This window comes from Mycobacterium sp. NGS39 (assembly GCF_059812765.1).
In genome coordinates this window covers 166,907-192,941 of sequence record NZ_JCALDH010000008.1, presented here as the reverse complement: position 1 = coordinate 192,941, position 26,035 = coordinate 166,907, and the positions used below count along the sequence as shown (strand labels likewise).

At 70.0% G+C, this 26,035-nt stretch carries 21 protein-coding genes and 1 pseudogene; 11 read left to right on the top strand and 11 right to left on the bottom strand.

Features of this window, described 5'->3' with window-relative positions; translation table 11 throughout:
• Positions 1-43 precede the first annotated feature (43 nt).
• The 3 genes from AC5Y39_RS13515 to rplM form a co-directional block, all read right to left on the bottom strand.
• The gene (locus tag AC5Y39_RS13515) at positions 44-733 is read right to left on the bottom strand and encodes a hypothetical protein (protein ID WP_500017854.1); all 690 of its coding nucleotides are present in this window, start codon (positions 731-733) and stop codon (positions 44-46) included.
• A 226-nt stretch (positions 734-959) separates the two neighbouring features.
• On the bottom strand, positions 960-1,391 hold the full coding sequence (gene rpsI, locus AC5Y39_RS13510; RefSeq protein WP_499911536.1) for a 30S ribosomal protein S9: 432 nt from the start codon (positions 1,389-1,391) through the stop codon (positions 960-962).
• A gap of 20 nt (positions 1,392-1,411) precedes the next feature.
• Entirely contained in the window at positions 1,412-1,855 is a 444-nt protein-coding gene (gene rplM, locus AC5Y39_RS13505) for a 50S ribosomal protein L13 (RefSeq protein WP_500017852.1), read from the bottom strand.
• A 296-nt stretch (positions 1,856-2,151) separates the two neighbouring features.
• On the opposite strand from rplM, the gene AC5Y39_RS13500 reads away from it, so the two are divergent.
• From AC5Y39_RS13500 to AC5Y39_RS13475, 6 genes are all read left to right on the top strand, one after another.
• A complete protein-coding gene (locus AC5Y39_RS13500; protein ID WP_500017850.1) occupies positions 2,152-3,741 on the top strand; it encodes an APC family permease in 1,590 nt (529 codons plus the stop codon).
• An 8-nt stretch (positions 3,742-3,749) separates the two neighbouring features.
• On the top strand, positions 3,750-4,616 hold the full coding sequence (locus AC5Y39_RS13495) for an urea amidolyase associated protein UAAP1 (RefSeq protein WP_500017848.1): 867 nt from the start codon (positions 3,750-3,752) through the stop codon (positions 4,614-4,616).
• Positions 4,617-4,681: 65 nt separating this feature from the next.
• Complete coding sequence (locus tag AC5Y39_RS13490) at positions 4,682-5,299, top strand: urea amidolyase associated protein UAAP2 (RefSeq protein ID WP_500017969.1); 618 nt, start codon at positions 4,682-4,684, stop codon at positions 5,297-5,299.
• Complete coding sequence (uca, locus tag AC5Y39_RS13485; RefSeq protein WP_500048227.1) at positions 5,296-8,910, top strand: urea carboxylase; 3,615 nt, start codon at positions 5,296-5,298, stop codon at positions 8,908-8,910. The genes AC5Y39_RS13490 and uca overlap by 4 nt, the downstream gene beginning before the upstream one ends.
• The gene (locus AC5Y39_RS13480; protein WP_500017844.1) at positions 8,910-10,562 is read left to right on the top strand and encodes an allophanate hydrolase; all 1,653 of its coding nucleotides are present in this window, start codon (positions 8,910-8,912) and stop codon (positions 10,560-10,562) included. The genes uca and AC5Y39_RS13480 overlap by 1 nt, the downstream gene beginning before the upstream one ends.
• Before the next feature lie 26 nt (positions 10,563-10,588).
• On the top strand, positions 10,589-11,278 hold the full coding sequence (locus tag AC5Y39_RS13475; RefSeq protein WP_500017842.1) for a TetR/AcrR family transcriptional regulator: 690 nt from the start codon (positions 10,589-10,591) through the stop codon (positions 11,276-11,278).
• Between the two features lie 68 nt (positions 11,279-11,346).
• On the opposite strand, the gene AC5Y39_RS13470 is transcribed toward AC5Y39_RS13475, so the two are convergent.
• The 4 genes from AC5Y39_RS13470 to eccCa are packed head-to-tail and all read right to left on the bottom strand — an operon-like array spanning position 11,347 to position 16,999.
• Positions 11,347-11,643: a WXG100 family type VII secretion target gene (locus AC5Y39_RS13470; protein WP_499911343.1), complete on the bottom strand. Its 297-nt coding sequence runs from the start codon at positions 11,641-11,643 to the stop codon at positions 11,347-11,349.
• Positions 11,644-11,651: 8 nt separating this feature from the next.
• Positions 11,652-11,975 (bottom strand): WXG100 family type VII secretion target, encoded by a 324-nt coding sequence (locus tag AC5Y39_RS13465; protein ID WP_500017840.1) that lies wholly within the window; start codon positions 11,973-11,975, stop codon positions 11,652-11,654.
• An 18-nt stretch (positions 11,976-11,993) separates the two neighbouring features.
• On the bottom strand, positions 11,994-13,217 hold the full coding sequence (locus AC5Y39_RS13460; RefSeq protein WP_500017838.1) for a type VII secretion-associated protein: 1,224 nt from the start codon (positions 13,215-13,217) through the stop codon (positions 11,994-11,996).
• On the bottom strand, positions 13,214-16,999 hold the full coding sequence (gene eccCa, locus AC5Y39_RS13455; RefSeq protein ID WP_500017837.1) for a type VII secretion protein EccCa: 3,786 nt from the start codon (positions 16,997-16,999) through the stop codon (positions 13,214-13,216). The genes AC5Y39_RS13460 and eccCa overlap by 4 nt, the downstream gene beginning before the upstream one ends.
• Positions 17,000-17,117: 118 nt before the next feature.
• Here eccCa and eccD point away from each other — a divergent pair, with 118 nt between their 5' ends.
• Positions 17,118-18,449: a type VII secretion integral membrane protein EccD gene (eccD, locus tag AC5Y39_RS13450; protein ID WP_500017835.1), complete on the top strand. Its 1,332-nt coding sequence runs from the start codon at positions 17,118-17,120 to the stop codon at positions 18,447-18,449.
• On the top strand, positions 18,398-19,840 hold the full coding sequence (gene mycP / locus AC5Y39_RS13445; protein ID WP_500017833.1) for a type VII secretion-associated serine protease mycosin: 1,443 nt from the start codon (positions 18,398-18,400) through the stop codon (positions 19,838-19,840). The genes eccD and mycP overlap by 52 nt, the downstream gene beginning before the upstream one ends.
• Here the strand turns inward: mycP and eccB are convergent.
• Both eccB and AC5Y39_RS13435 read right to left on the bottom strand, forming a co-directional pair.
• A complete protein-coding gene (gene eccB, locus AC5Y39_RS13440) occupies positions 19,760-21,154 on the bottom strand; it encodes a type VII secretion protein EccB (RefSeq protein WP_500017831.1) in 1,395 nt (464 codons plus the stop codon). The two genes, mycP and eccB, sit on opposite strands and share 81 nt — an antisense overlap.
• Positions 21,155-21,218: 64 nt before the next feature.
• The gene (locus AC5Y39_RS13435) at positions 21,219-21,764 is read right to left on the bottom strand and encodes a CGNR zinc finger domain-containing protein (protein ID WP_499911329.1); all 546 of its coding nucleotides are present in this window, start codon (positions 21,762-21,764) and stop codon (positions 21,219-21,221) included.
• A 74-nt stretch (positions 21,765-21,838) separates the two neighbouring features.
• On the opposite strand from AC5Y39_RS13435, the pseudogene AC5Y39_RS13430 reads away from it, so the two are divergent.
• The 3 genes and pseudogenes from AC5Y39_RS13430 to AC5Y39_RS13420 all read left to right on the top strand — a co-directional run bounded on the left by AC5Y39_RS13430 (position 21,839) and on the right by AC5Y39_RS13420 (position 24,261).
• Positions 21,839-22,887 (top strand): annotated as a pseudogene (locus AC5Y39_RS13430) (EamA family transporter).
• A gap of 2 nt (positions 22,888-22,889) precedes the next feature.
• Positions 22,890-23,540 (top strand): cutinase family protein, encoded by a 651-nt coding sequence (locus AC5Y39_RS13425; protein WP_500017829.1) that lies wholly within the window; start codon positions 22,890-22,892, stop codon positions 23,538-23,540.
• Positions 23,541-23,598: 58 nt separating this feature from the next.
• The gene (locus AC5Y39_RS13420; RefSeq protein WP_500017827.1) at positions 23,599-24,261 is read left to right on the top strand and encodes a cutinase family protein; all 663 of its coding nucleotides are present in this window, start codon (positions 23,599-23,601) and stop codon (positions 24,259-24,261) included.
• A 4-nt stretch (positions 24,262-24,265) separates the two neighbouring features.
• On the opposite strand, the gene AC5Y39_RS13415 is transcribed toward AC5Y39_RS13420, so the two are convergent.
• Positions 24,266-25,279, bottom strand: coding sequence for a polyprenyl synthetase family protein (locus tag AC5Y39_RS13415; RefSeq protein WP_500017824.1), 1,014 nt, complete (start codon positions 25,277-25,279; stop codon positions 24,266-24,268).
• 35 nt (positions 25,280-25,314) lie between these two features.
• Complete coding sequence (locus AC5Y39_RS13410) at positions 25,315-25,959, bottom strand: hypothetical protein (protein WP_500017822.1); 645 nt, start codon at positions 25,957-25,959, stop codon at positions 25,315-25,317.
• Between the last annotated feature and the right edge of the window lie 76 nt (positions 25,960-26,035).

Here is a 26,035-nt window from a genome sequence, read left to right as displayed (position 1 = left end):
CACCGCCCGCACCTCGTGGGCGCGGGCGGTGAGCTCTGCCTCGTTAGCTCGAAGCCGTCACGCCACCCGACGTCGGCGTCATCTGGGCCAAGTTCGGCTGGCCTGCCGGCGCCCCGTTGGGCTGCTCCGAGACATTCTCGGTATTGGGGCCGGCGTTGGTCGCGTTCGGCGTGCCCGCCGGCGCGTTGTTGGCGGTGGGATTGCCCGCCGGCTCAGTGCTGCCGTTCGGGTTGCCCGCCGGCGTGTTGGTGCCGTTAGGCGTGTTGGTGCCGTTCGGCGTGTTCGCCGCCGGCGCGTTGTTGGCGTTCGGCGAAGTCAGCGGGTTGTTCTGGGCGATCGTCACGACACCCTGCGGGCTGTCACAGGTGGTCGTGGGCAGCAGCCCCGCGTCCACCTGGTTGGCCAGTGCGGTGATGTCGCGGACGTTCACCGTGGACTGGTTGTTGGCCACGCCCGTCACGTTCGCGCCGTTCGAGTTCGGCGTGTTTGCCGTCGGCGTGTTCGCGTTCTGACCGTTCTCGGTAGTGCCGCACAGCAGTCCCGCGATCTGCGACGCCACGTTGACGTTCACGTCCTGCAGGAAATTCTGGTCGTTGCCCACACCGAGGTTGACCAGCTGATCGTTGATGACGTTGCCACCGGGCGCCGCAGTGGCGATCGCAAGTCCGCCGGTACACACCAGCGATCCGGCGAGCACCGCGCCCGCGCCAACTCGCTTGAGGTTGTTTCGCATGGATAACTCCTTTTCGTCAGGAAGCAGCGATCACCGACACCGTCGTGCTTGGTAGCACCGGTGGCAGGGTCGGCCTGCCTGGCGCGAAGAAACGCCCCCTGCTCCCGCATAGGGGGTTTCCACACTTGGCGGCGAAGCCAAACCTCGATTGCGGAAATACCCAAAAAACCAGGCGCCGAGCGTGATAGATCTCACACGCCCGGCGCCTGATGGAGCTGCTGGGAAATCAGCGCTTCGAGTACTGCGGTGCCTTGCGGGCCTTCTTGAGGCCGTACTTCTTGCGCTCGGTCGCACGCGGGTCACGGGTGAGGAACCCGGCCTTCTTAAGCGCAGGCCGGTCTTCGGGCTGCACCAGGATCAACGCACGGGCAATCGCCAGCCGCAGCGCCCCGGCCTGCCCGGAGGGGCCGCCGCCGTCGAGGTGCGCGTAGATGTCGAAGCTGTCCAGCCGGTCGACGGTCACCAGCGGCGCCTTGATCAGCTGCTGGTGCACCTTGTTGGGGAAGTAGTCCTCCAGGGTGCGCCCGTCCAGGTTGAACTTGCCGGTGCCGGGCACCAGCCGCACGCGCACGACGGCCTCTTTCCGGCGGCCGACGGTCTGGATCGGGCGGTCGATGACAACCGGCTCGCGCGCCGCCGTTTCCTCGGTGGTCTCCACGGTCGTGTCAACTGGCTGGGTCACTGGCTCACCTGCTTGATCTCGTATGGAACCGGCTGCTGGGCCGTGTGCGGATGCTCCGGCCCGGCGTAGACGCGCAGCTTGCGCCTGATTTGGCGGCCCAGCCGGTTCTTGGGCAGCATGCCGACGATCGCCTTCTCGACGACGCGGTCGGGGTGCTTTTGCATCAGGTCGCCGACGGAACGGGCCCGCAGGCCGCCGGGATATCCCGAGTGGCGGTACGCGAACTTGTTCTGCAGCTTGTTGCCGCTGATGGCGACCTTGTCGGCGTTGACGACGATGACGAAGTCGCCGCCGTCGACGTGGGGGGTGAACGTCGGCTTGTGCTTGCCCCGCAGCAATGTGGCAGCTGCGGCGGCAAGGCGGCCGAGCACGACGTCCGTGGCGTCGATGACGTACCACGTGCGCGTGGTGTCACCGGCCTTCGGCGTGTACGTGGGCACAGCGCTTACCTCTCGACTCGGGTGGATCCCGGATGACCCGGGCGCCGGTCACGGCGTCGCGGCAGGGCATGCTCTCGGCGACCGACATTGACCCGAGGCCCAGTTGGCGTACCGCGCGCCAACCGAGCAGCCTACCTGTGCGCGTAATCGCTGGTCAAACGCGCGTCGGCGCGGGCCGCCCGGCTCCCCGGTGATCCGAAACACGGAATTTACGCCGAGGACTCACCACCGCGACAGAAACGTCCGACGCTCTTACCTGTCAATCGACAGGTATTCCTCACGCGTCAGGAGCACGGATGAGCGCACCGGAACTCACCGCACCATCCCGGCCGGACGGCAGCCCAGCCCGCGGTCATGTCCATTTGGGCTACCAGCAGGAGCTGCGCCGCGGCGTCGGATCGTTCGCCTCGTTTGCGGCCGGCTTCTCGTTCGTGTCGATCCTGACCACCGTGTTCCAGCTGTTCGGGCTCGGCTTCGGGCTCGGCGGCGCACCGTTCTTCTGGACCTGGCCGGTGGTGTGGGTGGGCCAGATGCTGGTGGCGCTGTGCTTCGCCGAGCTGGCGGCGCGGTGGCCGATCTCCGGCGTCATCTTCCAGTGGTCGAGTCGCCTGGCCGGCACCACGATGGGCTGGTTCGTCGGCTGGACGATGATCATCGGCCAGATCCTCACGGTCGCGGCGGCCGCGATCGCCACCCAGGCGGTGCTGCCGAGCATCTGGTCGGGCTTTCAGATCGTCGGCGGTTCGGCGGCCGACCCGGCGCTGACGTCGCCCACCGGAGCGCAGAACGCGGTGCTGCTCGGCGTGATCATGCTGGTGATCGCCACGCTGGTGAACGTCTCCGGCGTGCGGCGGATGGCGGTGTCGACGAGCGTGGGGGTGGTCATCGAGATCGCCGGTGTCATCGCGCTGGTGCTGCTGCTGTTCTTCCTGCCCGAGCGCGGCCCGGACGTCGTCCTCAGCAACGAGGGCTGGTCCGGCAGCGGCGGCTACCTGTCGGCGTTCCTCGCCTCGTCGCTGATGGCGGCGTACGTGATGGTCGGCTTCGACTCGGCCGGTGAGCTCGCCGAGGAGACGCACCGCCCCCGCAAGACCACTCCGCGCACCATCCTTCGCGCTCTGGTCATCTCGGGCATCGGCGGCGGGCTGCTGATCCTGGCGGCGCTGATGTCGGCCAGCAGCCTCACCGACGGCAACCTGGCGACCGGCGGGCTGGCCTGGGTGCTCACCGACCGGCTCGGCGAGGTCCCCGGCCGGCTCTTGCTGTGCTGTGTCGCGGTGGCGATCTTCGCGTGCACGCTGGCCGTGCAGACCTCGGGCACCCGGATGATCTACTCGATGGCCCGGGAGCGGGCGCTGCCGCTACACCGCTACCTCAACCGGGTGTCGCCCCGCACCGGAACACCGATCCTGGCCACGGTCGTGGTGGGCGCCGGCGCCGCGATCGCACTGCTGGTCAACATCAAGCAGGCCGCGATCTTCACCGCGCTGTCGAGTCTGTGCATCGCGATGCTGTATCTGGCGTATCTGGGTGTCACGCTGCCGCTGCTGGTGCAGCGGATCAGGCACCGCAACACCGACCGGTTCCCCAGCGGCGTCGACGAAGACGGCGCGCCGCAGTTCTCGCTCGGAAAGTGGGGTGTGCCAGTCACATTCGCTGCCGTGATCTACCAGATCGGAATGGTGGTCAACCTGATGTGGCCGCGCCGGGAGATTTACGACCTGACCGGTGAGACGTGGTGGCTGCAGTGGAGCGCGCTGCTCTTCCTCGGCGTGTCGCTGGCCGTCGGCGCCGTCTATTTCGTGCTGCGGCGCCTGCACCGGCGCATCGAACTGGCCCACATCCCCCACACCCACGTGCACGCCGGCGTGCCGGAGACCGCGTGAGGACACCGATGACGATCTCGCATCACCAGCCTCCGGCACGCGACACCCGCCGCACCGACAGCGTCGGCAACGCCCGGGCCGACGCGCGTGCCCAGGCCGGCCAGACCAGCCAGTGGATGCCGTACCTGCCGGCCTCGTCGAGCCCGCACTGCCCACCGGGGGTGACGCCCGGAGATCTGGTGTGGGCCGAAACCGTTGCGCCGGGCGGATACACGCACAAGGTGCTCGCTCGCGGCACCCGGCTGCGACTGGACGACCCGACCGGCGACGCCTGCGCGCACCTGCTGGTGTTCAACGCGCTCGAGCCCGTCGAGCGGCTCAACGTCGCCGACACCACCAAGATCCCGTGGCAGGCCTACCTGGGCGCCGATCACCCGCTGCTCTCCGGCGACGGCCGAGTGCTGGCGACGATCAGCGCGGACACCTCGGGGCGCCACGACGCGTTCTGCGGCACCTCCACCGACGCGTGGAACCTGCGCAAATACGGCGACGCCCGCGCGCACGGCCCGTACCCGTCGGGCCGGGCGCTGTTCGTCAAGGCCGCAGCCAAACACGGCCTGGGTCGGCGCGACCTTCCACCGAGCGTGTCGTTCTTCCAGGGCGTGCGGGTGGCTGCCGACGGCGAGCTGGTGTGGCAAGGCTCTGCCGGCCCGGGCACGCACGTCGAGCTGATCGCCGAGCTGCCCCTGCTGGTGCTGCTCGCCAACGTCGCGCACCCGCTCGACCCGCGATCGGACTACGTGGTAGGCCCGCTGCGGGTGCACGCCTGGCGAGGCCGGCCCACCGGCCCACAATACGAAAGATTCAGCGCCACACCGGAACTCAACCGCGCCTATCTGAACACCATCGACTACGCGGAGGCCCGAGGATTGTGACCAACTCAACCGTTCCCGTCGGCGCGGCGTGCGGCGACGACACTGCGCTCGACTGGGGCGAACCCATGGTGCCCGGACGGATCGTGCTCGACGACCGCGTCCCTCCCAACGGCCCATGGTCGGCGGTCGTGCGCACCGGACAGGTGCTCACGATCGTCGACGTCGGCGGCAACCAGTCGGCGGACTGCCTGATCTACAACGCCGCCGACACCGCCGAGCGCTACAGCGTGCCCGACACACTGGCCTGGCAGCACAACGCCTACGTCCGCACCGGCACGGTGCTGCGCAGCAACGAGGGTGCAGCCCTGATGACCGTGGTCGGTAACGAGATCGACCGCCAGGACACGATCGGCGGTGCCTGCTCCAAGGAATCGAACACCCTGCGCTACGGCCACCACGTGATGTTCCATCACGGTTGCCGGGAGAACTTCCTGTCCGAGGCCATCCGCCACGGGCTGGGGCTGGCCGATTTGGTGTCGAACCTGAACTGGTTCATGAACGTTCCGGTGGAGCCCGACGGCGCGCTGGGCATCGTCGACGGAATGTCCGCGCCCGGCAAGCGGGTCGCGCTGCGCGCCGAGATGGACGTGCTGGTGATCGTCTCGAACTGCCCGCAGATGAACAACCCGTGCAACGACTTCAACCCGACGCCGCTGCGGATGCTGGTGGTCGAACCGGCATGAGCGCGACGAACTCCGGCACCGTCCTGGTCGCCAACCGCGGCGAGATCGCCCGCCGCGTCATCCGCACCGTGCACCGCATGGGAATGCAGGCGGTGGCGGTCTACTCCGACGCCGACCGCGCCGCGCCCCATGTGCGTGAAGCCGACCACGCGGTGCGGCTGGGGCCGGCCCCGGCGCGCGACTCGTACTTGCGCGGTGAGGCGATCGTCGAGGCCGCGCTGGGCAGCGGCGCGACGATCATCCACCCCGGTTACGGATTCCTTTCGGAGAGCGCGGCTTTCGCCCAGGCCGTGGAGTTGCAGGGCATCCGGTTCGCGGGGCCCACGGCGCGCCAGATCGCCGCGTTCGGCGAAAAGCACACCGCCCGCGCGCTCGCCAGCGCGGCCAACGTGCCGCTGCTGGCCGGAACTGCACTGCTCAGCGACGCCGACGAGGCGGTGGCCGCCTCCGAGGCGATCGGCTACCCGGTGATGGTCAAGGCCACCGGCGGCGGTGGCGGGATCGGCATGCAGGCCTGCGCCGACGCCGACGAGGTGCGGGCGGCGTTCACCCGGGTCGCGGCGATGGCCGAGGCGAACTTCGGCTCCGCGGGCGTGTTCCTCGAACGCCTGGTGCGGCCGGCCCGGCACGTCGAGGTCCAGGTGTTCGGTGACGGAACGGGACGGGTCGCCGTGCCGGGCGACCGGGACTGCTCCCTGCAGCGGCGCAACCAGAAGGTGATCGAGGAGGCTCCTGCCCCGGCGCTGCCCGACCACGTGCGCGAGCTGCTGCACACCTCGGCGCGCGACCTGCTCGCGTCGGTGCGCTACCGCAGCGCCGGCACCGTCGAGTTCGTCTACGACCCGATCCGCGAAGAAGCCGCCTTCCTGGAGGTCAATACCCGCCTGCAGGTGGAGCATCCGGTCACCGAGGAGATCTTCGGGGTGGACCTGGTGGAGCTGATGCTGGCGCTGGCCCGCGACGGCAGCGTCGACGACGTGTTCACCCGCACTTGGGCTCCCAGCGGGTTCGCGGTCGAGGCGCGGGTCTACGCCGAGGACCCGGCCAAGGACTCACTGCCGTCGTCCGGCCTGGTCACCTACGCGGTCTTTCCCGGGCAGGGCGCCGACGCGATCCCGGGCGTGCGCGTGGACGGCTACATCGAGGCGGGACTTGAGGTTTCGCCGTTCTACGATCCGATGCTGGCCAAGCTCGTCGCCACCGGGCCGACCCGCGACGACGCGCTGGACCTGCTGCGCGAGGCGCTGGCAGCCAGCCGCGTGGACGGCGTCGTCACCAACCTCGGGCTGTTGCGCGTGCTCACCGACGACACCGCGCTGCGCGCGGCGGCGCACTGCACCTCCAGCCTCGCGGGCAGCGGTGATCCCGACCCGCGCATCGACGTGCTCGACCCCGGCCCGCTGACCACGGTGCAGGACCTGCCCGGCCGGCTCGGCTACTGGCACGTCGGCGTGCCGCCGAGCGGCCCGTTCGACGCGGTCTCGTTCACCGAGGCCAACCTCGCGGTCGGCAATCCCGCCGGCGCGGCCGGGCTCGAGGTCACCGCCGGCGGTCTGCGCGTGCGTTTCTCGGCGCCGTCGGTGGTGTGTGTCGCCGGCGCACCTGTGTCGGTGAGTGTCGACGGCCAGCCGGTCGCGATGTGGGAGCCGTTCGACGTTCCCGGCGGCGCCGTGCTGGCGCTCGGCGTCTCGGCGGGACCGGGCCTGCGCACGTACGTGGCGATCCGCGGCGGCATCGACGTGCCGTCGTATCTGGGCAGCGCGTCGACGTTCACCCTCGGCGGGTTCGGCGGGCATGCCGGCCGGGCGCTGGTGTCCGGTGACGTGCTGCGCACCCGCTCGGCCGACTCGGCGGAGAACGCCAGCGGGCTGGGCCGGATCGCCGGGCCCACCCCCGCGCATCGACGGCCCGCGATCCAAAGCCATTGGCAGATCGGGGTTCTCGAAGGACCGCACGCCGCGCCGGAGTTCTTCACCCGCTCCGACATCGACGTGTTGTTCACCACCGACTACGTGGTTCACCACAACTCGGCGCGCACCGGGATTCGCCTGATCGGACCGAAACCCGAGTGGGCGCGCCGCGACGGCGGCGACGCGGGCCTTCACCCGTCGAACGTTCACGACACCGCGTACGCGGTCGGCGCCATCGACTTCACCGGCGACACGCCGATCATCCTCGGCCCCGACGGCCCGTCGCTCGGCGGCTTCGTCTGCCCGGCGGTCGTCGCGACCGCGGAGCGCTGGAAACTCGGCCAGCTGCGCCCCGGCGACACCGTCCGCTTCGTCGCCGTCCGCGAGGCCGACGCGAGTTCGCTTGCGGCGCAATGCTCGTCGCGCACCGTCCGCAGCCGCGGCGGCGACGGTGACGACGGAGTGCTCGCCCGCCTCGACGCCGACGACGATCGTCCCGCCGTGACGTATCGGCGCGACGGCGACGCGAACCTGCTCGTCGAGTACGGGCCGATGGAGCTCGACCTGTCGCTGCGGATGCGGGTGCACGCCCTGCAGGAGACGCTGGCCGCGCACGCCCCGGCCGGCATCGTCGACGTCACCCCCGGCATCCGGTCGCTGCAGATCCACACCGATCCCAGCCTCCTGTCGCCTCGCGCCCTCGCCGCGCTGCTGGCTGAACTGGAGACCGAGGTGCCGCCCACCCACGAGCTCGTCGTCCCGTCCCGCACCGTGCGGCTGCCGCTGAGCTGGGACGACCCGGCGACCCGGCTTGCGATCGAGCGGTACATGGCCGGCGTGCGCGACGACGCACCGTGGTGCCCGGACAACATCGAATTCATCAGGCGCATCAACGGATTGGAGTCGGTCGACGACGTGCACCGCATCGTCTTCGAGGCCAGCTACCTGGTCTTGGGGCTGGGCGACGTGTACCTGGGCGCACCGGTGGCCACGCCGCTGGACCCGCGCCACCGTCTGGTCACCACGAAGTACAACCCGGCGCGCACCTGGACCGCGGAGAACTCGGTCGGCATCGGCGGGGCGTACCTGTGCATCTACGGCATGGAGGGACCCGGCGGGTACCAGTTCGTGGGACGCACCGTGCAGATCTGGAACCGGTTCCGCTCCGGCGGCCTGTTCCGCGGCAACCCGTGGGCGCTGCGGTTCTTCGACCGCATCGAGTGGTACCCCGTCGGCGCCGACGAACTGCTGGAGCTGCGTGCCGAAACCGAAGCCGGGCGGGCCGAATTCGACACCGTCGACTCGGTTTTCGCCCTCGCCGACTACACCCGGTTCCTCGCCGACAACGCCGACTCGATTGCGCAGTTCCGGGCCCGGCAGTCGGCCGCGTTCGAGGCCGAAAAGCAGCGCTGGCGGCTGGCCGGCGAGTTCGACCGCCGGGACGAGCCGGCCGAGGCTGCGCCGCAACAGGTTTCGGTTCCCGACGGCGCCGCCCCGGTCACCGCGCCGTTCACCGCGACGGTGTGGCAGGTGCGCGCCGACGTCGGCAGCCCGGTGACCGAGGGCGACCCGCTGTTCTCGTTGGAGGCGATGAAGATGGAAAGCCACGTCACCTCGCCGGCCAGCGGCACGCTGGTCGAGGTCTACGTCAAGGCCGGTGACCAGGTGGCGCCGGGCCAGCTGCTGGCCGCGGTGCGCTGATGGACCCCCGGGGCAGCGTCGCGTCGGCGTTCGAGCGGATCCGTGCGGCGGACCGCCCGGAGGTGTGGATCACGCTGCGCGACCGCGACGAGGCACTGGAGGAAGCCGGCGCCGTCGACCCCGGCCTGCCGCTGGCCGGGCGGGTGTTCGCGGTCAAGGACAACATCGACGTCGCGGGGCTGCCGACGACGGCGGCTGCCCCGTCGTTTCGCTATGTGCCGCAACGCGATTCGACCGCGGTCGCCCGCCTGCGCGCGGCCGGGGCGGTAGTGCTCGGCAAGACCAACCTGGATCAGTTCGCCACCGGGCTGGTGGGCACCCGCAGCCCGTACGGCGCGGTGCGCAACGCGTGGGACCCGGCGCGCATCGCCGGCGGCTCGTCGTCAGGTTCGGCGGTCGCGGTGGCGCTGGGCATGGTGGACTTCGCGCTCGGCACCGACACCGCCGGGTCGGGGCGGGTGCCCGCCGCGCTCAACGGCATCGTCGGCGTCAAGCCGACACGGGGTCTCATTCCGGTGACCGGTGTGGTGCCGGCCTGCTACCGGCTGGACTGCGTCAGTGTCTTCGCCCGCGATATGGCGCTGGCCCGCGCCGCGGCCGAGACGATGACCGGTCCCGACGGCTCCCCGTTGTGCCGCACCGAATCCCCGATCCCGCCCGCGCCGGCACACCCGCGTATCGCGGTTCCGGCGGCACACCAGCTGGACGGGCTGGCCGACGGCTGGCGGGAGGCCTTCACCGCGGCGGTGCACCGGTTCGCGGCGGTCGGCGCCGAGATCGTCGAGACCGACATCACCGCGCTGCTGGAGGCCGCCGCGCTGCTGTATCGCGGGGCATTCGTTTCCGAGCGCTACGCGACGGTCGGCGCACACATCGAGCAGCACACCGACCTCGTCGGCACCACGCTCGACCCCACCGTGGCGGCGATCATCCTGTCCGCCCGCACCAAGACCGCCGCCGACTGGGCAGCCGACACCGCCAAGCTGGCGTACCTTGCCGCCGCGGCGCGCGCCGCCCTGGACGGCTGCGCCGCACTGTTGACTCCGACCACCACGTGGCATCCCACGCTGGCGCAGGTCGCCGCCGATCCCGTCGGCGCCAACGACCGCATGGGCAGGTTCACCAACTTCGCGAACCTTCTGGACTTCGCGGCGCTGGCCATTCCCGCCGGCTTCGTCGACGGTCTGCCGTTCGGTGTGATGCTCACCGGGGACGCGTTCAGCGACCGGACGCTCGCCGAGCTGGCCCAGCGGTTCGCCAATCCGGCGGTCGAGCTGTTCGTCGTGGGTGCGCATCTGAGCGGTCAACCGTTGAACCGTCAGCTGGTCGAGGCCGGCGGCACGCTGGTCGGCCCGGCGGCGACGGCCCCGCAGTACCGGCTGCACGCGCTGCGCACAGTGCCCGCTAAGCCGGGTCTGGTGCGCGTCGGCGGGGGCGGGGTCAGCGTGGCCGGGGAACTGTGGCGGCTGCCCGCCGCGGGGTTCGGAACGTTCGTCGCCACGGTGCCGGCCCCGATGGTGATCGGCAAGGTGGCTCTGGCCGACGGCCGCGAGGTCAGCGGCTTTCTCGTCGAACCGGCCGCAGTGGCCGACGCGCCCGACATCAGCGACTGCGGTGGCTGGCGCAACTACCTCGCGGCCGTCGCGACGTGACCGGCCCGCCGACCGGTCGTGCGAAGATGAGCGACATGGTGTCGCGGCCTCGGCTCGGGCGACCCCGCCACACGCCGGAGGAGCCCGACGCCGACACGTCGCCGCGCCAGCAGATCCTCGACGCCGCCGCCGCGCTGTTCGTCGAACACGGCTTCGCCGCCACCTCCACCCGGATGATCGCCGAACGGGTCGGCATCCGGCAGGCGTCGCTGTACTACCACTTCGCCGGCAAGGACGAGCTGCTGATCGAGCTACTCACCACGTCGGTCAGGCCCAGTCTGGACGCGGTGGAGGCGATCGAGGCGCTGGTGCCGCAACGGGCGAGCGCCGCGGCGGCGCTGTACCTGCTGGCCACGGTCGACGTCGGCACGCTGACCCGCATTCCCCACAACGTCGGCACCCTCTACCTGCTGCCGGAGATTCAGCACGAACGCTACGACAGCTTCCGGGCCGAGCGACGCCAGCTGCAGGAGGCCTATGGCCGGCTGGGAATGCTCGCGGCCACCCCGTCGGTGCGCGCGGGCGTCACGGCGACGCAGTTGGGCGAGCTGCTGATCCAGCTCACCGAGGTGGTCATCCAGATTCGCCGGGCACGCGACCCTGACCAGTCCGACGCCGGTGTGATCGGGGCGGCGTGCCTGCGGGTGTGCGGACTCTCCGACGGGGCCGTCGAGGCGGCCCGGACGGAGGCCGCCGCGCTGGCCGCGCTCGTCTGACAGCGGGCATGCCTGTGCGGGTCCCGACGGCTCCCCTCCATCGAGACCCGCACAGTGGTCTTCGGGGCTCAGCGCCCCCAGGCGTTCGCGGCCCGGCGGTCGGTGGCGGCGACATCGTCGGCGCCATCCCGGACGGCGTTGGCCAGCCGGAACAGGATGTCGTTCAGCGCGGCGGCCGACGAATCCCACATGGACTGCTCGACCTGGTATGCGTCGGCGGCCTCGCGTGTCCAGACTTGGCGCAGCGGGGTGATCTGCGCGCGCAGGTCGTCGAGCGCGGCGTTGAGGCGCCCCGCAGTCGCATGGATGTCTTGGCGCACCGAGAACTCGATCTCGGCGAAGTTGTACGAGAGAACCGGATCCATCACGTCTCCTAGAGGTTTCCGCCGATGGCGCCGATCTGCTGCGAGTGGGTCTCGCCCGCATCGCGCAGCACCCGCTCGTTGGCGCGGATGGTTTCTGCGATGCCTTGCAACGCCTGGTGCAGCTTCACCGACTCGCTGTTCCAGCGGTCGACGACGCCTTTGAAGGCCGTCGCGGCGTTGCCGCCCCAGACCGACGCGGGCACGTTCGTCATCCGGTCGATGAAGCCACGCAGCATGGTGCGGATTTCGTCGTTGCGGGCGTCGATCTTGCCCGCGACGTTGTGCATCAGGTCGAAGTCGGTGCTGAGACTGCCCGGCCCGGGTGAGGTCATGTCGGTCCTTTCAGGTGGTTATGTGGTGTTGGACTGTGGCTGCGGCGCAACGGTTCCCGCGATTTCGCCGGCATCTCGAGCGGTCGCGACGGCCCGCTCGCACGCCGCCCGCACCGCCTCCTCGGACCCGCGGGGGCTCTGGCAGCCGATGCTGATCCGCACCCTGCCGTCGAGCAGCACTGTCCAGCGCACGTCGTGGTCCGCCCGGACCTCGGTGTAAGTGACCGCAGGCCGGGCCGCCCGACGGGCGGCCGCATCGAAGTCGACGAAGACGCCGGGTGGTTCCTGGCGCAGTGCGCGACGCAACGTGTCGGCGGTGGTCTGCAGCGTCTCGCCGGGCGGTACCGGCGACTGCGTGAGATGAACGGCAACGTGCGGATCGGCCGGCGAGCTCACCTGTACCCGTGCCGATCCCGGGCCGCTCGTGATGTGCCGCGCGGTCCAATCCGCGGGCACTTCGACCACCACCCTGCCCTCGACCAGCATGGTCGGCGACGGGCGGGCCGGCCCGCCCGCGACGGCGACGATCGCCCCCACGGCAACCGCCGCCACGGCCGCGCCCATCGTCTGCCACAGCCGGCGCGACGGCCGTCGCGACGCCGGCGGCGCGTCGACCGGCGCGGGCGAGTCGTGATGGGCGGCCAGTGTCCCGGCCACATCCATCAGCCGGTTGTCGTCGACGACGGTGACCTCGAATGCACCCACGTCGGCGATCAGTCGGCCGAGTTCCGCCGCCCCGCCGACGCCGTCGGCGCAGTCGACGACAACCGCGCCGTGTCCACCGGCCAGTGACCTCACCGCATCCGCCACTTCGGCGGCGACCTCGGCTGGTTCGCCCAACCGCGTGACGGCCCGGGCCGGCCTGTCATCGGCCGGACGACTCAGCGCCACAAGCGATTCGGCGATCTCGACGACCACCGCCGGGTGCCGCCGGACCGCGGCTGCGAGCACTGCCGCCCGGCGGATCACCTCGACTTCGGACACCACGCTGCATGCGGCATCCCGAATGGTCGCGATGCGACGTTGCGGCCACCACGACGAGCAGATCAGCACCGCGGCGCCGTCGAGCATGGCGGCGAACATCTCATGCCACAACGCCGCCACGGCGACGGGCTGTCCGTCGACCGACACGAACTCGTCGTCGATGCCGTCGATGGCCACGGCTGCGCGATCATGGGTTGTCGCTGCGCTTTTCACGACGCACGGGCCGACGGCCACGACGGTCACGGGCGTGTCGGTCACGGGCCTGGCACCCAGGCCAGTTGCACGACCCGTTCGCTGCCGCGGGTGATCAAACGTGCACGTCCCGGCGGCAGCGGGCCCGGTCGAGAGGTGCCCAGCAGCACACCCTCGTCGGGGCTCGCGCTCATCATCAGCCCGATGCACCCGAGCTCACGCATCCGCGCGAGCAGCGGGTCGAACAGTGCCCGCCCCGCGCCTCCTGAGCGGCGCGCCACTACCACATGAAGGCCCACATCGCGTGCGTGCGGCAGCAATTCGACCACCGGTGCGAATTGAGCGGCCGAGACGAGATCGAAGTCGTCGACGATCACGTACAGTTCCGGGCCCGACCACCACGACCGCGAGCGCAATTGCCGTTGGTCGACGTCCGGCCCGGGCAGGCGCGCCCTCAGCCGGTCCACGAGTGCGCAAAGCTGTGCCGACAACACCGGTTCAGACATCGCGTATCCGGCCAGGTGCTCGGATTCGACCACACTCAGCAGCGTGCGCCGGTAGTCGACGATCACCAGCTGCGCTTCGTCGGCGCTGTGGTTGCGGACGAGTTCAGTGCACAGCAGCCGAAGCGTCGCCGTCTTGCCGCATTCGCTGTCACCGAGAATCAGCATGTGCTGCTGCTGAGTGAACTCCAGTGCAACACAATCGAGTTCGTCCTCGTAGAGGCCGAGCGCCATTGCGTCGGGCAGCTGTTGAACAATCGCGCTGTGGTCGACGCGCTGCGGCAGCAGCCGCACTGGAGGTGCGGTGAGCGCCGGGTACCGGGTCCGGATCGCCGCGGCCGCGTCGGCGAGCGCCGCGGAAAGGTCCGCGGTGTCGTGCTTGCCGTCGAGCCGTGGCAGCCCGACGAGCATGTGCATGCCGTCCGAGGTGATGCCGCGCCCCGGCTGGCCCAGCGGAACCTGTTGAGCTGCACGGCGATTGACCTCCGAGTCGCCCGGCTCGCCGAGCCGCAGCTCGACGCGGGTACCGAGCTGATCCTTCAACGCAGGCCGGATCTCCGCCCACCGAGAGGCCGTCAGTACCACGTGGACGCCATATGACAAGCCGCGTGTCGCCAGCGCAGTGATCGCGGGTTCCAAGTCGTCAAAATCGTCACGCAGGCTGCCCCATCCGTCGACCACCAGGAAGACGTCACCGAACCGGTCGTCGGCGACACCAGGGTCGCCAGCCGTGCGGCGCCGTCGGTATTCGGCCATCGAGTCGATGATGAGCCGCTGAAACACCGTCTCGCGCGTGCGCAACACCGCGGCGAGCTCGGCGACGGTCCGGCGCACGACGTCGGCATCGGTTCTGCCGGCTACCGAACCCACGTGCGGCAGCGCGGCGAGCGACGACAGCACACCGCCGCCGAGGTCGATGCAGTAGACCTGCACCTGATCCGGTCCGTGGGTGGCGGCCAATGCGGTGACCAGCGTCCGCGCCGCCGTCGACTTGCCCGACTGCGGCCCTCCGACGATCGCGACGTTGCCGGCCGCGCCGGACAAGTCGACGAGCAGCGGGTCGCGGCGCTGCGCGAACGGCCGGTCGACCACGCCGATCGGCACGGTGAGCAGCCCGCGCCAGTGGCTGAGCAGCTCGTCGAGCGGCGGCGACTGAGTCAACGGTGCCAGCCACACCTTGTGCGCGGGAGTGCCGTGTCCGGCTAGCCGGTCGAGCACCGTGTCCATGACGGTCTTGCCGCTCGCCCAAGCGGCCGGCTGCTGGAGGGTGACCGTCGGGCCCATCGGCGCCGCGGTGAACACACGCACCGCAGGTTTGACCTGGTGTGCTGGAGCCGCATCCGCGATGCTGCACGGCCCGGACACATACGCGGTCTGAAACGCCACCGGCTCGTCGGATCCGACCTTCATGAACGCTGCGCCGGGTGTGGCGGGTAGGTGGAAGGCATCCGGACGGCCGATCACCGCACGGGACTCGTTGGGCGAGAACGTTTTCAAGCAGACCCGGTACGACAGGTGGGATTCCAGGCCGCGTAACCGGCCCTCGTCGAGGCGCTGACTGGCCAGCAGCAGGTGCATCCGCAGTGAGCGGCCCAGTCGGCCGATCGCGACGAAGGTTTCGGCGAAATCGGGATGCTGGCTGAGCAATTCGGAGAATTCGTCGACGATCACTACGAGAGCCGGTAGCGCAGGAAGCGAGGCGCCGGCCTGCCGTGCCCGTTCGTACTCGGCGACGCTGGAGTACCCGCCGGCCGCCCGCAAGATCTCTTGCCGCCGGTTCATCTCGCCGGCCAGCGCGTCCTTCATGCGTGCGACCAAGTGCGCCTCGTCGGACAGGTTCGTGATCACCGCCGACACATGTCGGGCGCGGTCCAGGCCCAGAAACGTTGCGCCGCCTTTGAAGTCGACGAGCACGAGGTTCAGCGACTCGGGCGGGTGCATTGCGATCAGCCCGAGGGTCAACGTGCGCAAGAACTCGCTCTTGCCTGAGCCGGTGGCACCCACACACAGCCCGTGCGGGCCCATGCCGTTCTCCGCGGCCTCCTTGAGATCCAGCTCGACCACAGTGCCGGACGGTGTGACACCGACGGGCACGCGAAGCCTGTGCTGCGGCAATCGCTCTCGCCAGGCCGTCGAGGGATGGATCGTTCGGGGGTTGGCCATGCCTACCAGGTGTGCCCAATCCTGCGGCCGGCCCTCAACGGTGCGCGTGCCGGTGGCGTTCCGGTACGAAGCCAGTCGCCGTGCACACACGTCGGCGTCGGCAACCGTCATCGCATCGGGCCGGGCGACCACTTCGCGGACGTCTGCGAGCACCGCGACCTCGTCGGCCGAGACGTCGAGCCGAAGGCAAGCCGCCGCATGGCACCGGTTACCGTGCTCCAAGATCGTCACGTCGCCGCGCTCGAGGCGGCGGTCCGCCGCGGCCACGTCTGCCCCGTCGACGACCAGCACCATGTGCCGGGCCGGACCGCCTTGGACGGACTCGATGCTGCGGTAGTGCATCCGCGCCGTGCCGCCAGGATCAGTTGCGCTTGGATGCTGATGGTGCGGCAGCCACTTCAGCCAGTCCCATTCCTGGGCTGCCGCGTCGTCGACCACCGCGGCGACAGCGAGCGACTCCGGGCCGTGAAGAACGGCGAGTTGGCACACCATCGCTCGCATCAGATCCCGGGCATGCCGGGGCGCCCCTTGCACCGAGACCACGCCGAACCGCCTGAGCGCCAATGTGATCGGCAGCTCCGAAACGACGGAGTGGACGCGCAGGAAGTTGCGCAACGCCATCGCTGCCACGGGCTCGAGCTGGTCGACCGGGCTGAGGTCGGGTGCGGTTATCGCGGCGGCGGCTCGCTGGCTGCCCAGCCCGATGCGGACGTGGCAGAAATCCGAATCGGCGCTGCCGCGTTCCCACATACGCCGGGTGCCGGCAAGTGTCCACAACGCCGAAGGGTCGGGATGCTGCCACCGCAGCGATTCCCACTGCCGATGTGCGTTTTCGGCGACGTCGCCTCGCAGCCGGTCGAGGTATCTCAAATAGTCCTTGCGGGTTTCGTCGACCTCAGCGGTGCGGGCGCCCCCGCCTCGACTCTGCGCGATCATCCCGATCGACGACATCGCCATCATCGCCGGGAAGAGCAATGCCGTCGGATTGTGGGCGGCGCCGGCACCTGACCTGACGAATAGCAATGTCATGCCGGCCATCCCGACGAACATCACGATCGGCAGAAGCCGCGTGAGCGGGTGCACCGGTGACGGCCGCGGCGGGTCCTCGGGCGCTTCGACGACGACGTCACCGTCGGGTAGTGGTGGCCCCGCAGCGCGGGCGCTCGATTGCCAGTCCGGCATGCGGCCACGCTTGCGCCGTCCCCGCCGAGCCGCAACCGGCTATCCACAGGCGGCTGTGCACAACCCGCCGCAGTCTGCATCCGTCGGTTAGCGTCAGCCACGACGAGGGGGAATGGCGATGTCGAGAACCGTCATGGCCGATGTGTGCCGCATCGGCGTGCAATTCGGAACGCAGCGAACAGATTTCGCGCTACCGGCGGATGCCGGAATCGCGGGGCTGTTGCCCGCGATCGTCAACCAGGTGGCGGTCGACGGGCACCATTGGGCCGACGTGCCGACGGACTGGCACCTTGCCCATGTCGACGGCCGACCGCTGACGCCGTATCTTTCGCTGCGCGACAACGGCATTCACGACGGCGATCTGCTGTGGCTACGTCGCAGCAGCCTGCAGCCGCCGGCACTGCCGATCGACGACACGACCGCCTTGATCGCAGCGGCGCTCGCCGCCACGCCGCAGTGGAATTCGGCGGCGACGCGCGTCGCTGCGTCAGCTGCCACGCTGTGCGGGACCGCGCTGGCAATCTACGCAGTGCTGCGGTCGACATCGGGCGCCGCCGCTGTGGTGGCGGCAGCGCTGTGCACAGGCGCGCTCGTCGCCGCGGTGGTGTGCGCGCGGGTGTATCGAGAACTGTTGGCAGCGTTGATCTTCGGCTGCTGTACGACCGCACTGGCATCAACGGCCGGCTATCTGGCTGTGCCCGGGACCGTGCTGGCGCCCAAACTCATGCTGGCAAGTGCGCTGGGCGCAACGGTGTCGGTGGTCACCGCCCGCTGCACCCGCACCGGGCTCGTCGTCTTCACTGGTGCTGCGGCGTTCGGATTTCTCGCCGCGGGCGCCGCCTGCATGCAGGTCGTCGCGGTAGGCGAGGTCACCGCAGCCGGGGCCGTGCTCACCGCAGCAGCGGCCATCCTGCTCGCCGTCGCTCCGCGGTTGGCCATCTGGCTGGGGCGTCTGCCGGTACCTCGTCTAGCCCACGAAGACCACGCCGACGTGGTCGCTGCCGCTTCACGGCGCGCGCACGGCATGGTCAACGGACTGGTGTGCGGATTCGGGGCCGCAGCAGCACTGGGCGCCTGGCTGGCGGTTCACGGCGGGTCAGCCGCCGGGGCGGCATTGGCCGCCGTCGTCGGCGTCGCACTGACCCTGCGCACTGACCTCCATGTCGATCTGGTGCAAGCTTCGGCGTTACTCCTCTGCGGCGCAACGGCATTCGCGGCGGCAGCGGTCTGGGCGGTCGGCCAGTGGCCACAGCATGCGCACTGGATAGGGGCCGCGGCCGCCATTGTCGCCGCGTCACTGGCCGCGGCGGCACCCCGAGCAATGGCCGGCTCGCCGGTCAGACGCCGAGCCGTCGATGTAGCTCAGTCCGTGGCGCTGGCCGCGATCATCCCGCTCACATGCTGGGCCAGCGGCGTATTCGCCTACACCCGCGGATTGGCGCTGTCGTGACCGTCGTCCGGCTCGCCGCAGCCACTGCCCTGACGCTTGGCCTGGCTGGGTTGTCACCCGCGCCGGTCGCCTCCGCAGTGCGACCGCCCGCAGTCGACCAGTCCGATCTCCCGCCCGCTGCACCGCCGCGGCCGCCGGCGCCCACCCGCAAGCAATCCGACTGCACCACAGCCGTGTTCGACCGGAACCTACAAGCGTCGGGCACCCAGCTGACACCGTTCGACCTGCGCCCGCTGTGGGCGCTGTCCACCGGCGAAGGCCAGACCGTCGCGGTGATCGACACCGGGGTGTCGACACATCCCCGGCTGCCCCGGTTGATCTCCGGCGGCGACTACGCCTCGACGGGCGACGGCCGCGAGGATTGCGATGCCCACGGGACGCTGGTCGCCGGAATCATCGCCGCGGCAGCCGAATCCGACGGGTTCGCCGGGATCGCTCCCGGTGTGTCGGTGCTGACGATCCGGCAGACCAGCGTCAAGTACGGCCCGGTAGGTGCCCGCGACTTCGGCACCGGGACGGTGGAGACGCTTGCGATGGCGGTGCGCACCGCTGCCGACAAGGGTGCAACGGTGATCAACATCTCCTCGGTCGCATGCACCGCCGGTGCAGCGTTGCGCGACGGTGCACTCGGTGCCGCCGTCGCCTATGCGGTCGACGTCAAAGACGTGGTCGTCGTAGTGGCTGCGGGCAACGTCGGCCCCGGCGGCAACTGCCCGCAACAGAACCCGGCACCCGCGCGGCTGCACGAACCCGACTGGGAGACCGCCGATGTCGCGGTCAGCCCGGGCTGGTACGACGACTACGTCCTCACGGTCGGCTCCGTCGGCCCCGACGGGTCGCCGTCGCCGTTCAGCCTGGCCGGGCCGTGGGTCGACGTCGCGGCACCCGGCGAGGCAGTTGTGTCGCTGAATCCCGACCACACCGGGCTGGCGAACACCTACCGCGGCGCCAGCGGCTCCGCCATCGCCGGGACCAGCTATGCGGCCCCGGTCGTCAGCGGAGTCGCCGCGCTGGTGCGTGCGCGCTTCCCCGAGTTGACCGCGCGGCAAGTGATGCAACGTATCGAAGCCACCGCACACCGGCCATCCGGCGGCTGGAATCCGAACGTCGGCAACGGCATCGTCGACCCGCTGGCCGCCCTGACCGACGGGCGCCAGAGCGCCTCACCGGCGTGGGCGCAGCGCCCGCTGGCACCTGCGGCGCCGGCCCGTCAGCCCGAAAGCAACGGCCGCTCAACGGCTTTCGTCGGTCTTGCGGGGTGCGCGGCATTTCTGGCTGCCGCGCTGGCACTGCTCGCGCCCGCGAATCGGCTAGCGCGGCGCCGTCGCAGTGCCGTCGCCGGGCAGCGCGACACCACCGCGGTCGGGGGCGATTCCGTCGTGGGCCACTGAGGCGGCGGCGCGGCTGAGTTCGGGCCCGTCGGCGAGCAGTTTCAGGATCGGCCAGTATGCAGGCACGGGTGTCGTCGGAAGGCCAAGTGCCGCAGCACTTTCGGCGTCGCGCACCCCGAATCGCACGCCGGTGTCGGTGACCAGGTATCGGCCTGTTGCCTCCACGTAGAGGCAGCGCCCCGGCGGCACGAACACCGCGTCGGCGTTGGGGCCGGCACCGTCTGCCTGGGCAAGGGCGACGGGCGCCTGCCCCGGGGTCACCGGCAACCTGGACCCGGCTGCCACAGTGACCCCGCCGTCCGGTCCCCAGTGCGCGCACACGACGCGCTCGCTCACCGGTGGTGTCACCACGTCGGGGAACGTGGCCACAGGCAGACTGTCCAATTGCGGCAGATCGCTGATCGCGTCGGCGGTGACCGCGGTGATGTCCGACGCGCCGTGCGAGTCGCTGAACCGCAACAGATCCGCGCCCACATGCCCGATCCGCTGCACACCATCGGCCAGCACGCCGTACAACTCGTCGCCGTCGGCCCGCGCGACCCGCACCACCGAGCCGACGGGCGCCCCGCCCAGCGACGCCGGCCCCGGTGAACCGGACGACGGAATCACCGGCGCCATGATCGCCGGCGCCTCGGGGATTGCATTCAACACTGCCGACGACACCTCGACCGGCTCGACGCCGTCCAACCGCAGCGCCTTCGCGACCGCGAAGTCGGCCGAGCTCACGCGGGCCCGGCGCCCGTCGTAGAGAAGGTATGTCGCCGAGTCGCTGCGCGCGCGGACGAACATGGTGCGGTCACCGTGCAGCGGCCGATTGTCGCCCACCGGCCCGACGATCACGGTTGTCGCAGCCGCGTCGTCGCACACGTCCCACTGCGCTTCACCGGCTGCGAGCGGCTCCGGCAGTGTCGCCGGTGCGCCCGGAATGCCCAGCGTTGCGCCGAGATTGGCCCTGCGCAGTTCGGATTGCTTGACGATTCGCGGAGTGGCCGGCGTGCCGGTGATCAGGCGCGCCGACGCGAGATTCAGCACCGGATGCAGCGTGTCGCCGACACGGACGTACAGCGCACCGGACTCGCGCACCATCACGATAGGGGCGTCCCCGAGCGCGCCCTGCGGGCGCACCAACGCGACGACCGCACACGCCGCCAGCGCCACCACGGTCAGCACGGCGCCGGTCACCATCGACCTGGCTTGCGCGCGCATCGGTTCGTCGATCATCCGCACATCCCGGCGCACCAACGCATTCCCCATGCGCCGCAACAGGAATCGATGCCCGCTGACCGCGAGCCGGGTCGTCGGTTGCCGAGCCACTGTCCCCCCAATGTGCCGCCGGCACCAACCTAACTCCGCGAGAGCAGGGTGCGCGGCGGCAATTTCACCGCCTGCGTTCGCGGTAGGCCGCCACGTGCTGACGGTTGGCGCAGTTCCCGGTGTCACAGAAGATCCTCGATCGATTGCGCGACAAATCCATCACCGCCGCACGGCAATCCGGTGCCGCGCAGATCTTGAGCCGCCGCAGTTCACCCGCCCGGATCACGTCGGCCAGCGCCATCGCCATCTCGGCGCCCATGCGCTGCGCCAGCGGATCGCGCACCGACGCCAGATGCAGGTGCCACTCGGGCATCTCCGGATGCCGGGTCAGCCACGGCGCGGCGTGCGTGTCGGACAGCAGCGCGTTCACCTGCTCGACGGCCCGCTCCTCGTCGTCGGCGGACTCCCAGATGCGGCCCAGTCGTGCCCGCAACTTGTGCACTGCCGCCAGCTCGGCGTCGTCGTGGTCGCGCCGCCCCGTCCAGCCGTAAGAGTCCAAGTACTCGTCGAGCGCCGCCTGAGACCCCAGCCGCTCACCGTCGACGCGGTCGCTGTTGATCAGCGAGCACGCGGCCCGCAGTGTGACCTCCGTGTCATGACTGAAAAGCATTTGACTCCTGACGACGCGCGCTTGTAGCGTCAGTACCAAAGCAGATTTTACTCGTTACCAGCGGAAAGGGTGTCATGGGCGCGCAACGCACCTTCCGGCTCGGCGTCGCGTTCGCGCTCGGGTCGGCCGTCACGTTCGGCATGTCCGGGCCGTTCGCGAAAGCGCTGATGGCTGCCGGCTGGTCGCCCAACGCGGCGGTGACGATCCGGCTTGCCGTCGGCGCCGCGGTGATGGCGTTGTTCGCGACCCTGGCCCACCGCCGCTGGCTGCGCGAAGCCGTCCAACACGCCAGAACTGTGGTGCTCTACGGGGTGGTCCCGATCGCCGGCGCGCAGCTCTGCTACTACAACGCCGTCTCGCGGCTGTCAGTCGGCGTTGCGCTGCTGCTGGAGTATCTGGCACCGGTGCTGGTGGTCGGCTGGCTCTGGGCGACCACTCGGCGACGCCCCGGCGCCGGTACCTTGGCCGGCGCGGCGCTCGCGCTGGCCGGCACGGTCGTCGTGCTCGACGTGTTCTCCGCGCCCATGTGGATCCAGCCGGGGTGGCGTGGGCGCTCGGCGCCGCAGTCTGCGCCGCCTGCTATTTCCTGCTGTCGGACCGGGTGGCCGCCGACGGCAGCGGCTTGACGTCGGTGACCCTGGCGGCCGGTGGCCTGATCGTCGGCGCCGCCGCGGTGGCGGCACTGGGTGTGACGGGCGCGCTGCCGCTGGCGTTCACTGCGCAGCACACCGTCGTCGCCGGCCACCAGACACCGATCTGGGTTCCCGTCCTCGCGCTCGGAGTGGTCTGCACCGCGGTCGCCTACACGCTCGGCATCAGCGGCGTGGCGCGGCTGCGCCCCAGCTACGCGTCGCTGATGGGCCTGGGCGAAGTGCTGTGCGCGGTGCTGGCCGCGTGGATTTTGGTCGGCGAGGCGATCACCCCGGCACAGGCGTTCGGCGGCGCCGTGGTGTTGCTGGGGCTGGCGTTGGCCGGTCGTGAGCACGCCCGGCCGGTCGACGTCGTCGCGGCGGCCGGCTGGCCGGAGGTAGGCCCGGCGGACATCGTTGACCAGCACGGCCGCGGCCGTGCCGACGGGCCGGCGCTGGCCGCCGGTTTGCCTGCCACCGAGTCCGGTATGTGAGGATGACCGGCGTGAGTCTTCGTCGTTTCTTTGCCGCCGCGCTGACCGCGGCCGGCGCCGTGGTCTGGTTGCCCGGCGGCCTCCCCGCCGCGTCGGCTCAGCCGTGCCCCGACATCGAAGTGGTATTCGCTCGCGGCACAAGGGAACCCGCCGGGGTCGGTGAAGTCGGTCAGGCGTTCGTCGATGCACTTCGCGAACAGGTCGGCGGCCGCAGCGTAAGCGCATACGCGGTCAACTACCCCGCCAGCTATGACTTCCTCGCCGCGGGTGACGGAGCCGCCGACGCGAGCGCGCACGTCATCGACATGGCGAAGACATGCCCGTCCACCAAGCTTGTCCTGGGCGGCTTTTCGCAGGGCGCAGCAGTGGTCGACATGCTGTTGAACGTTCCGATCCTCGGCACGAACATCGGTGTGCCGCTGCCGGCGTCGGCAGCCAACCACGTCGCCGCCGTCGCGGTGTTCGGCAATCCGTCGACCAAATTCGGCAAGCCGGTGTCGTCGGCTGCCCCGCTTGTCGCCGGTAAAGCCATCGACTTGTGCAAAGACGGCGACCCGATTTGCTCCGGCGGCCGCAATCCGTTCGCGCACCACGACTACGTGACTGCGGGCTTGACGAACGAAGCCGCGAATTTCGTTGCCGGACTGGTGTAAGAGCCCCTGATCGGGCAAGCGGACGACGCAACCGGCGATCATCGCTAACATCGTCACGATGAACGCCTTGCATCCGCGTCAATGTTTCGTCGCCGTTCTCACCGCAGTCTTGGCAGCGTGCGCCCTGATCATCGCGCCGCCCGCCACAGCCGCGAACTGCCCGAACGTCGAGGTGATCTTCGCACGCGGCCGTGAAGAACCCGCCGGCCCAGGCATACTCGGCACCGCATTCGTCAACGCCCTGCGCTCACGGGTCAAGGGCAAGTCGGTCGGCTTCTACGCGGTCAACTACCCGGCCGATTACGAGGTAGACCTCGGCGCCAACGACATGAGCCAGCGCATTCAGTACAACGCGACCAATTGCCCGAATACCCAGCTGGTGCTCGGCGGCTACTCACTTGGCGCCGGTGTGGTCGACGTCGTACTCGCCGTGCCCGCACCGGTGTTCGGCTTCAACAACCCGCTTCCGCTGGGTTCCGACGCCCACATCGCCGCGGTAGTGATGTTCGGCAACGGAACTCGCCGGGTGCTGGGACCGTTCTCCGACTTCAATCCGGCCTACGGCGACAAGACAATCGACCTGTGCCACGCCAACGACCCGATCTGCTCCAACAGCGATCTCGGCGACGCCAACAAGAACTGGCCGGATCACAGTGCCAATGCGTACATTTCGGCGGGACTGGTGAACCAGGCGGCGGACTTCGCCGCGGGCCGGCTCTGACTGCTCAGCGCCAGCGCGCCCACACGTAGGGCACCAGTGCGCGCAGGAAGTCGAGATCGGGTCCGGGCTGGGCGTCGGCGAACGCCTGCTCGAAGTACTCCTCCGCGACAAGCAGGATGCCTTCGGCGTATTCGCTTGTGAATTGGATGCTTCCGTAGTCGTCCATCATCGCGCGCACGGCCGCCACCATTTGCGGTGTGCGCGTGGAACGGTCGCGCCGAAGGTAGTCGCGCATGAACGCAGCGTCGGCGCCTTGCGCGACGCTGAGCAGGTGGACGAGCGTCAGCGTGCGCTTGCCCTCGTACAGATCACCCAGGATCTCCTTGCCGTACATCGCCTCGTCGCCAACGAGATTCAGCAGGTCGTCGCGGATCTGAAAGGCCGCGCCGAAGTGGAATCCGAACCGCACCAGCGGGCCAAGCTCAGCGGTGCCGCGCGAACCGACCATCGCGCCGACCCGCAGCGGGTGGATGATCGTGTACCAGCACGTCTTGTGCATGATCAGGTGCAGATAGTCCTCGGGGCGAAGCGCCTCCACGTTGTCCAGCCGCCAGCCCAATTCGGTGGCCTGGCCCTCGAGCGTGCGCATCGCCATCGTGTCGAATTCGCCCCAGACGAGGTCGGCCAAGTCGCGATCGAACCGGCGGGTGGCGCGGCGCAGCACCTGGCCGGCCACCACCGCCAGCCCGTCGCCGGCGTTCACCGCGGCGCCGATTCCGTAGGTGGCCGCAAGCGTGGGGCGGCCGCGACGCATCTCACTGCCGTCGGCCACGTCGTCGTGGATGAGAAATGCGTTGTGCAGCAATTCGATGGCCACCGCCAGGCCGAGCAGATCGTTCTCGTCGGCGCCGAACGCGCGCCCGGCGGAAAGACACAGCGCGGGACGCAACGCCTTGCCCGGGCGCGACGGGTATTCGCGCATCGGCGCGTACAGCCACTGGTTCGGTTCGCCGTCGGGCATCGTGTCCAGCATCGACCGCCGGACCAGCTTCGCCACCGCCCGGAGGCGGTCCTCCACGGCCGAAACGAGATCGGTTCGATCCGCAGTGCTGGTCACGGCGCCTCTGCGGTGACGGACAGCACCACCGGCGACCACAGCTCGGGATGGCCGCTCACCAGCATGGTGCCGCGGTAGATGTTAGCCGATAAGGCTTGGGGCACTTGAACTTTGACGTATATTCCGCGGCTGCACCGTGGCGGCAACGGAACCACGGCCGGGTCGAACGTGACGTGGTCTGCGGTGATCAACGAACCGTCGTGCGCCAGTAAGTCGCTGCAACGCAACACAACCTGCCCGAGATCGTCGGCGCCGCGGTTGTGCAACCACACTTCAGCGCATGCCGTGCCGCCGGCCGCTGCCCGAAGTGACACTCCACCGTCCGAGTGCGTCAGGTCGACAGCGGAGGAAGCGCCGGGTGCAGCTCTGAGCAAGAACTGCCCGACAGCCGACCACCACGCCCTGGTCAGTCTCTCGGCATCCGACGCCGACGACGCCTCGGCGCCGTTGCCGAGTGCCGGGGTGCCCGTCGCAGGCGATCCGTTGGGCGTGACGATCCGGACGAACCGATCCACGAGTTGGCTGGCGGCGCGGAAGCCTTCGGCCTGAATCGCGCTGAGCGCACGGGCGTTGGCGGCCGGATCGAACACCGACGACCACGGCAGATCGTCGGTGCTGCCGTGGTCAGCCCGATGTGCCACCGACGTCCTCCCGCCTACTTCTGCCTGGTGGCGACCAGCCGAACGCAATGCTAGGGCAGCACATGCAGGGACGGCG

Bases quoted from the DNA above. Each gene is read 5' to 3' on its own strand.
- AC5Y39_RS13515 (WP_500017854.1), bottom strand. From the start codon at position 733: ATGCGAAACAACCTCAAGCGAGTTGGCGCGGGCGCGGTGCTCGCCGGA.
- AC5Y39_RS13500 (WP_500017850.1), top strand. From the start codon at position 2,152: ATGAGCGCACCGGAACTCACCGCACCATCCCGGCCGGACGGCAGCCCA.
- AC5Y39_RS13495 (WP_500017848.1), top strand. From the start codon at position 3,750: ATGACGATCTCGCATCACCAGCCTCCGGCACGCGACACCCGCCGCACC.
- AC5Y39_RS13490 (WP_500017969.1), top strand. From the start codon at position 4,682: ATGGTGCCCGGACGGATCGTGCTCGACGACCGCGTCCCTCCCAACGGC.
- uca (WP_500048227.1), top strand. From the start codon at position 5,296: ATGAGCGCGACGAACTCCGGCACCGTCCTGGTCGCCAACCGCGGCGAG.
- AC5Y39_RS13480 (WP_500017844.1), top strand. From the start codon at position 8,910: ATGGACCCCCGGGGCAGCGTCGCGTCGGCGTTCGAGCGGATCCGTGCG.
- AC5Y39_RS13475 (WP_500017842.1), top strand. From the start codon at position 10,589: ATGAGCGACATGGTGTCGCGGCCTCGGCTCGGGCGACCCCGCCACACG.
- AC5Y39_RS13470 (WP_499911343.1), bottom strand. From the start codon at position 11,643: ATGGATCCGGTTCTCTCGTACAACTTCGCCGAGATCGAGTTCTCGGTG.
- AC5Y39_RS13465 (WP_500017840.1), bottom strand. From the start codon at position 11,975: ATGACCTCACCCGGGCCGGGCAGTCTCAGCACCGACTTCGACCTGATG.
- eccCa (WP_500017837.1), bottom strand. From the start codon at position 16,999: ATGCCGGACTGGCAATCGAGCGCCCGCGCTGCGGGGCCACCACTACCC.
- eccD (WP_500017835.1), top strand. From the start codon at position 17,118: ATGTCGAGAACCGTCATGGCCGATGTGTGCCGCATCGGCGTGCAATTC.
- mycP (WP_500017833.1), top strand. From the start codon at position 18,398: ATGCTGGGCCAGCGGCGTATTCGCCTACACCCGCGGATTGGCGCTGTC.
- AC5Y39_RS13435 (WP_499911329.1), bottom strand. From the start codon at position 21,764: ATGCTTTTCAGTCATGACACGGAGGTCACACTGCGGGCCGCGTGCTCG.
- AC5Y39_RS13425 (WP_500017829.1), top strand. From the start codon at position 22,890: ATGACCGGCGTGAGTCTTCGTCGTTTCTTTGCCGCCGCGCTGACCGCG.
- AC5Y39_RS13420 (WP_500017827.1), top strand. From the start codon at position 23,599: ATGAACGCCTTGCATCCGCGTCAATGTTTCGTCGCCGTTCTCACCGCA.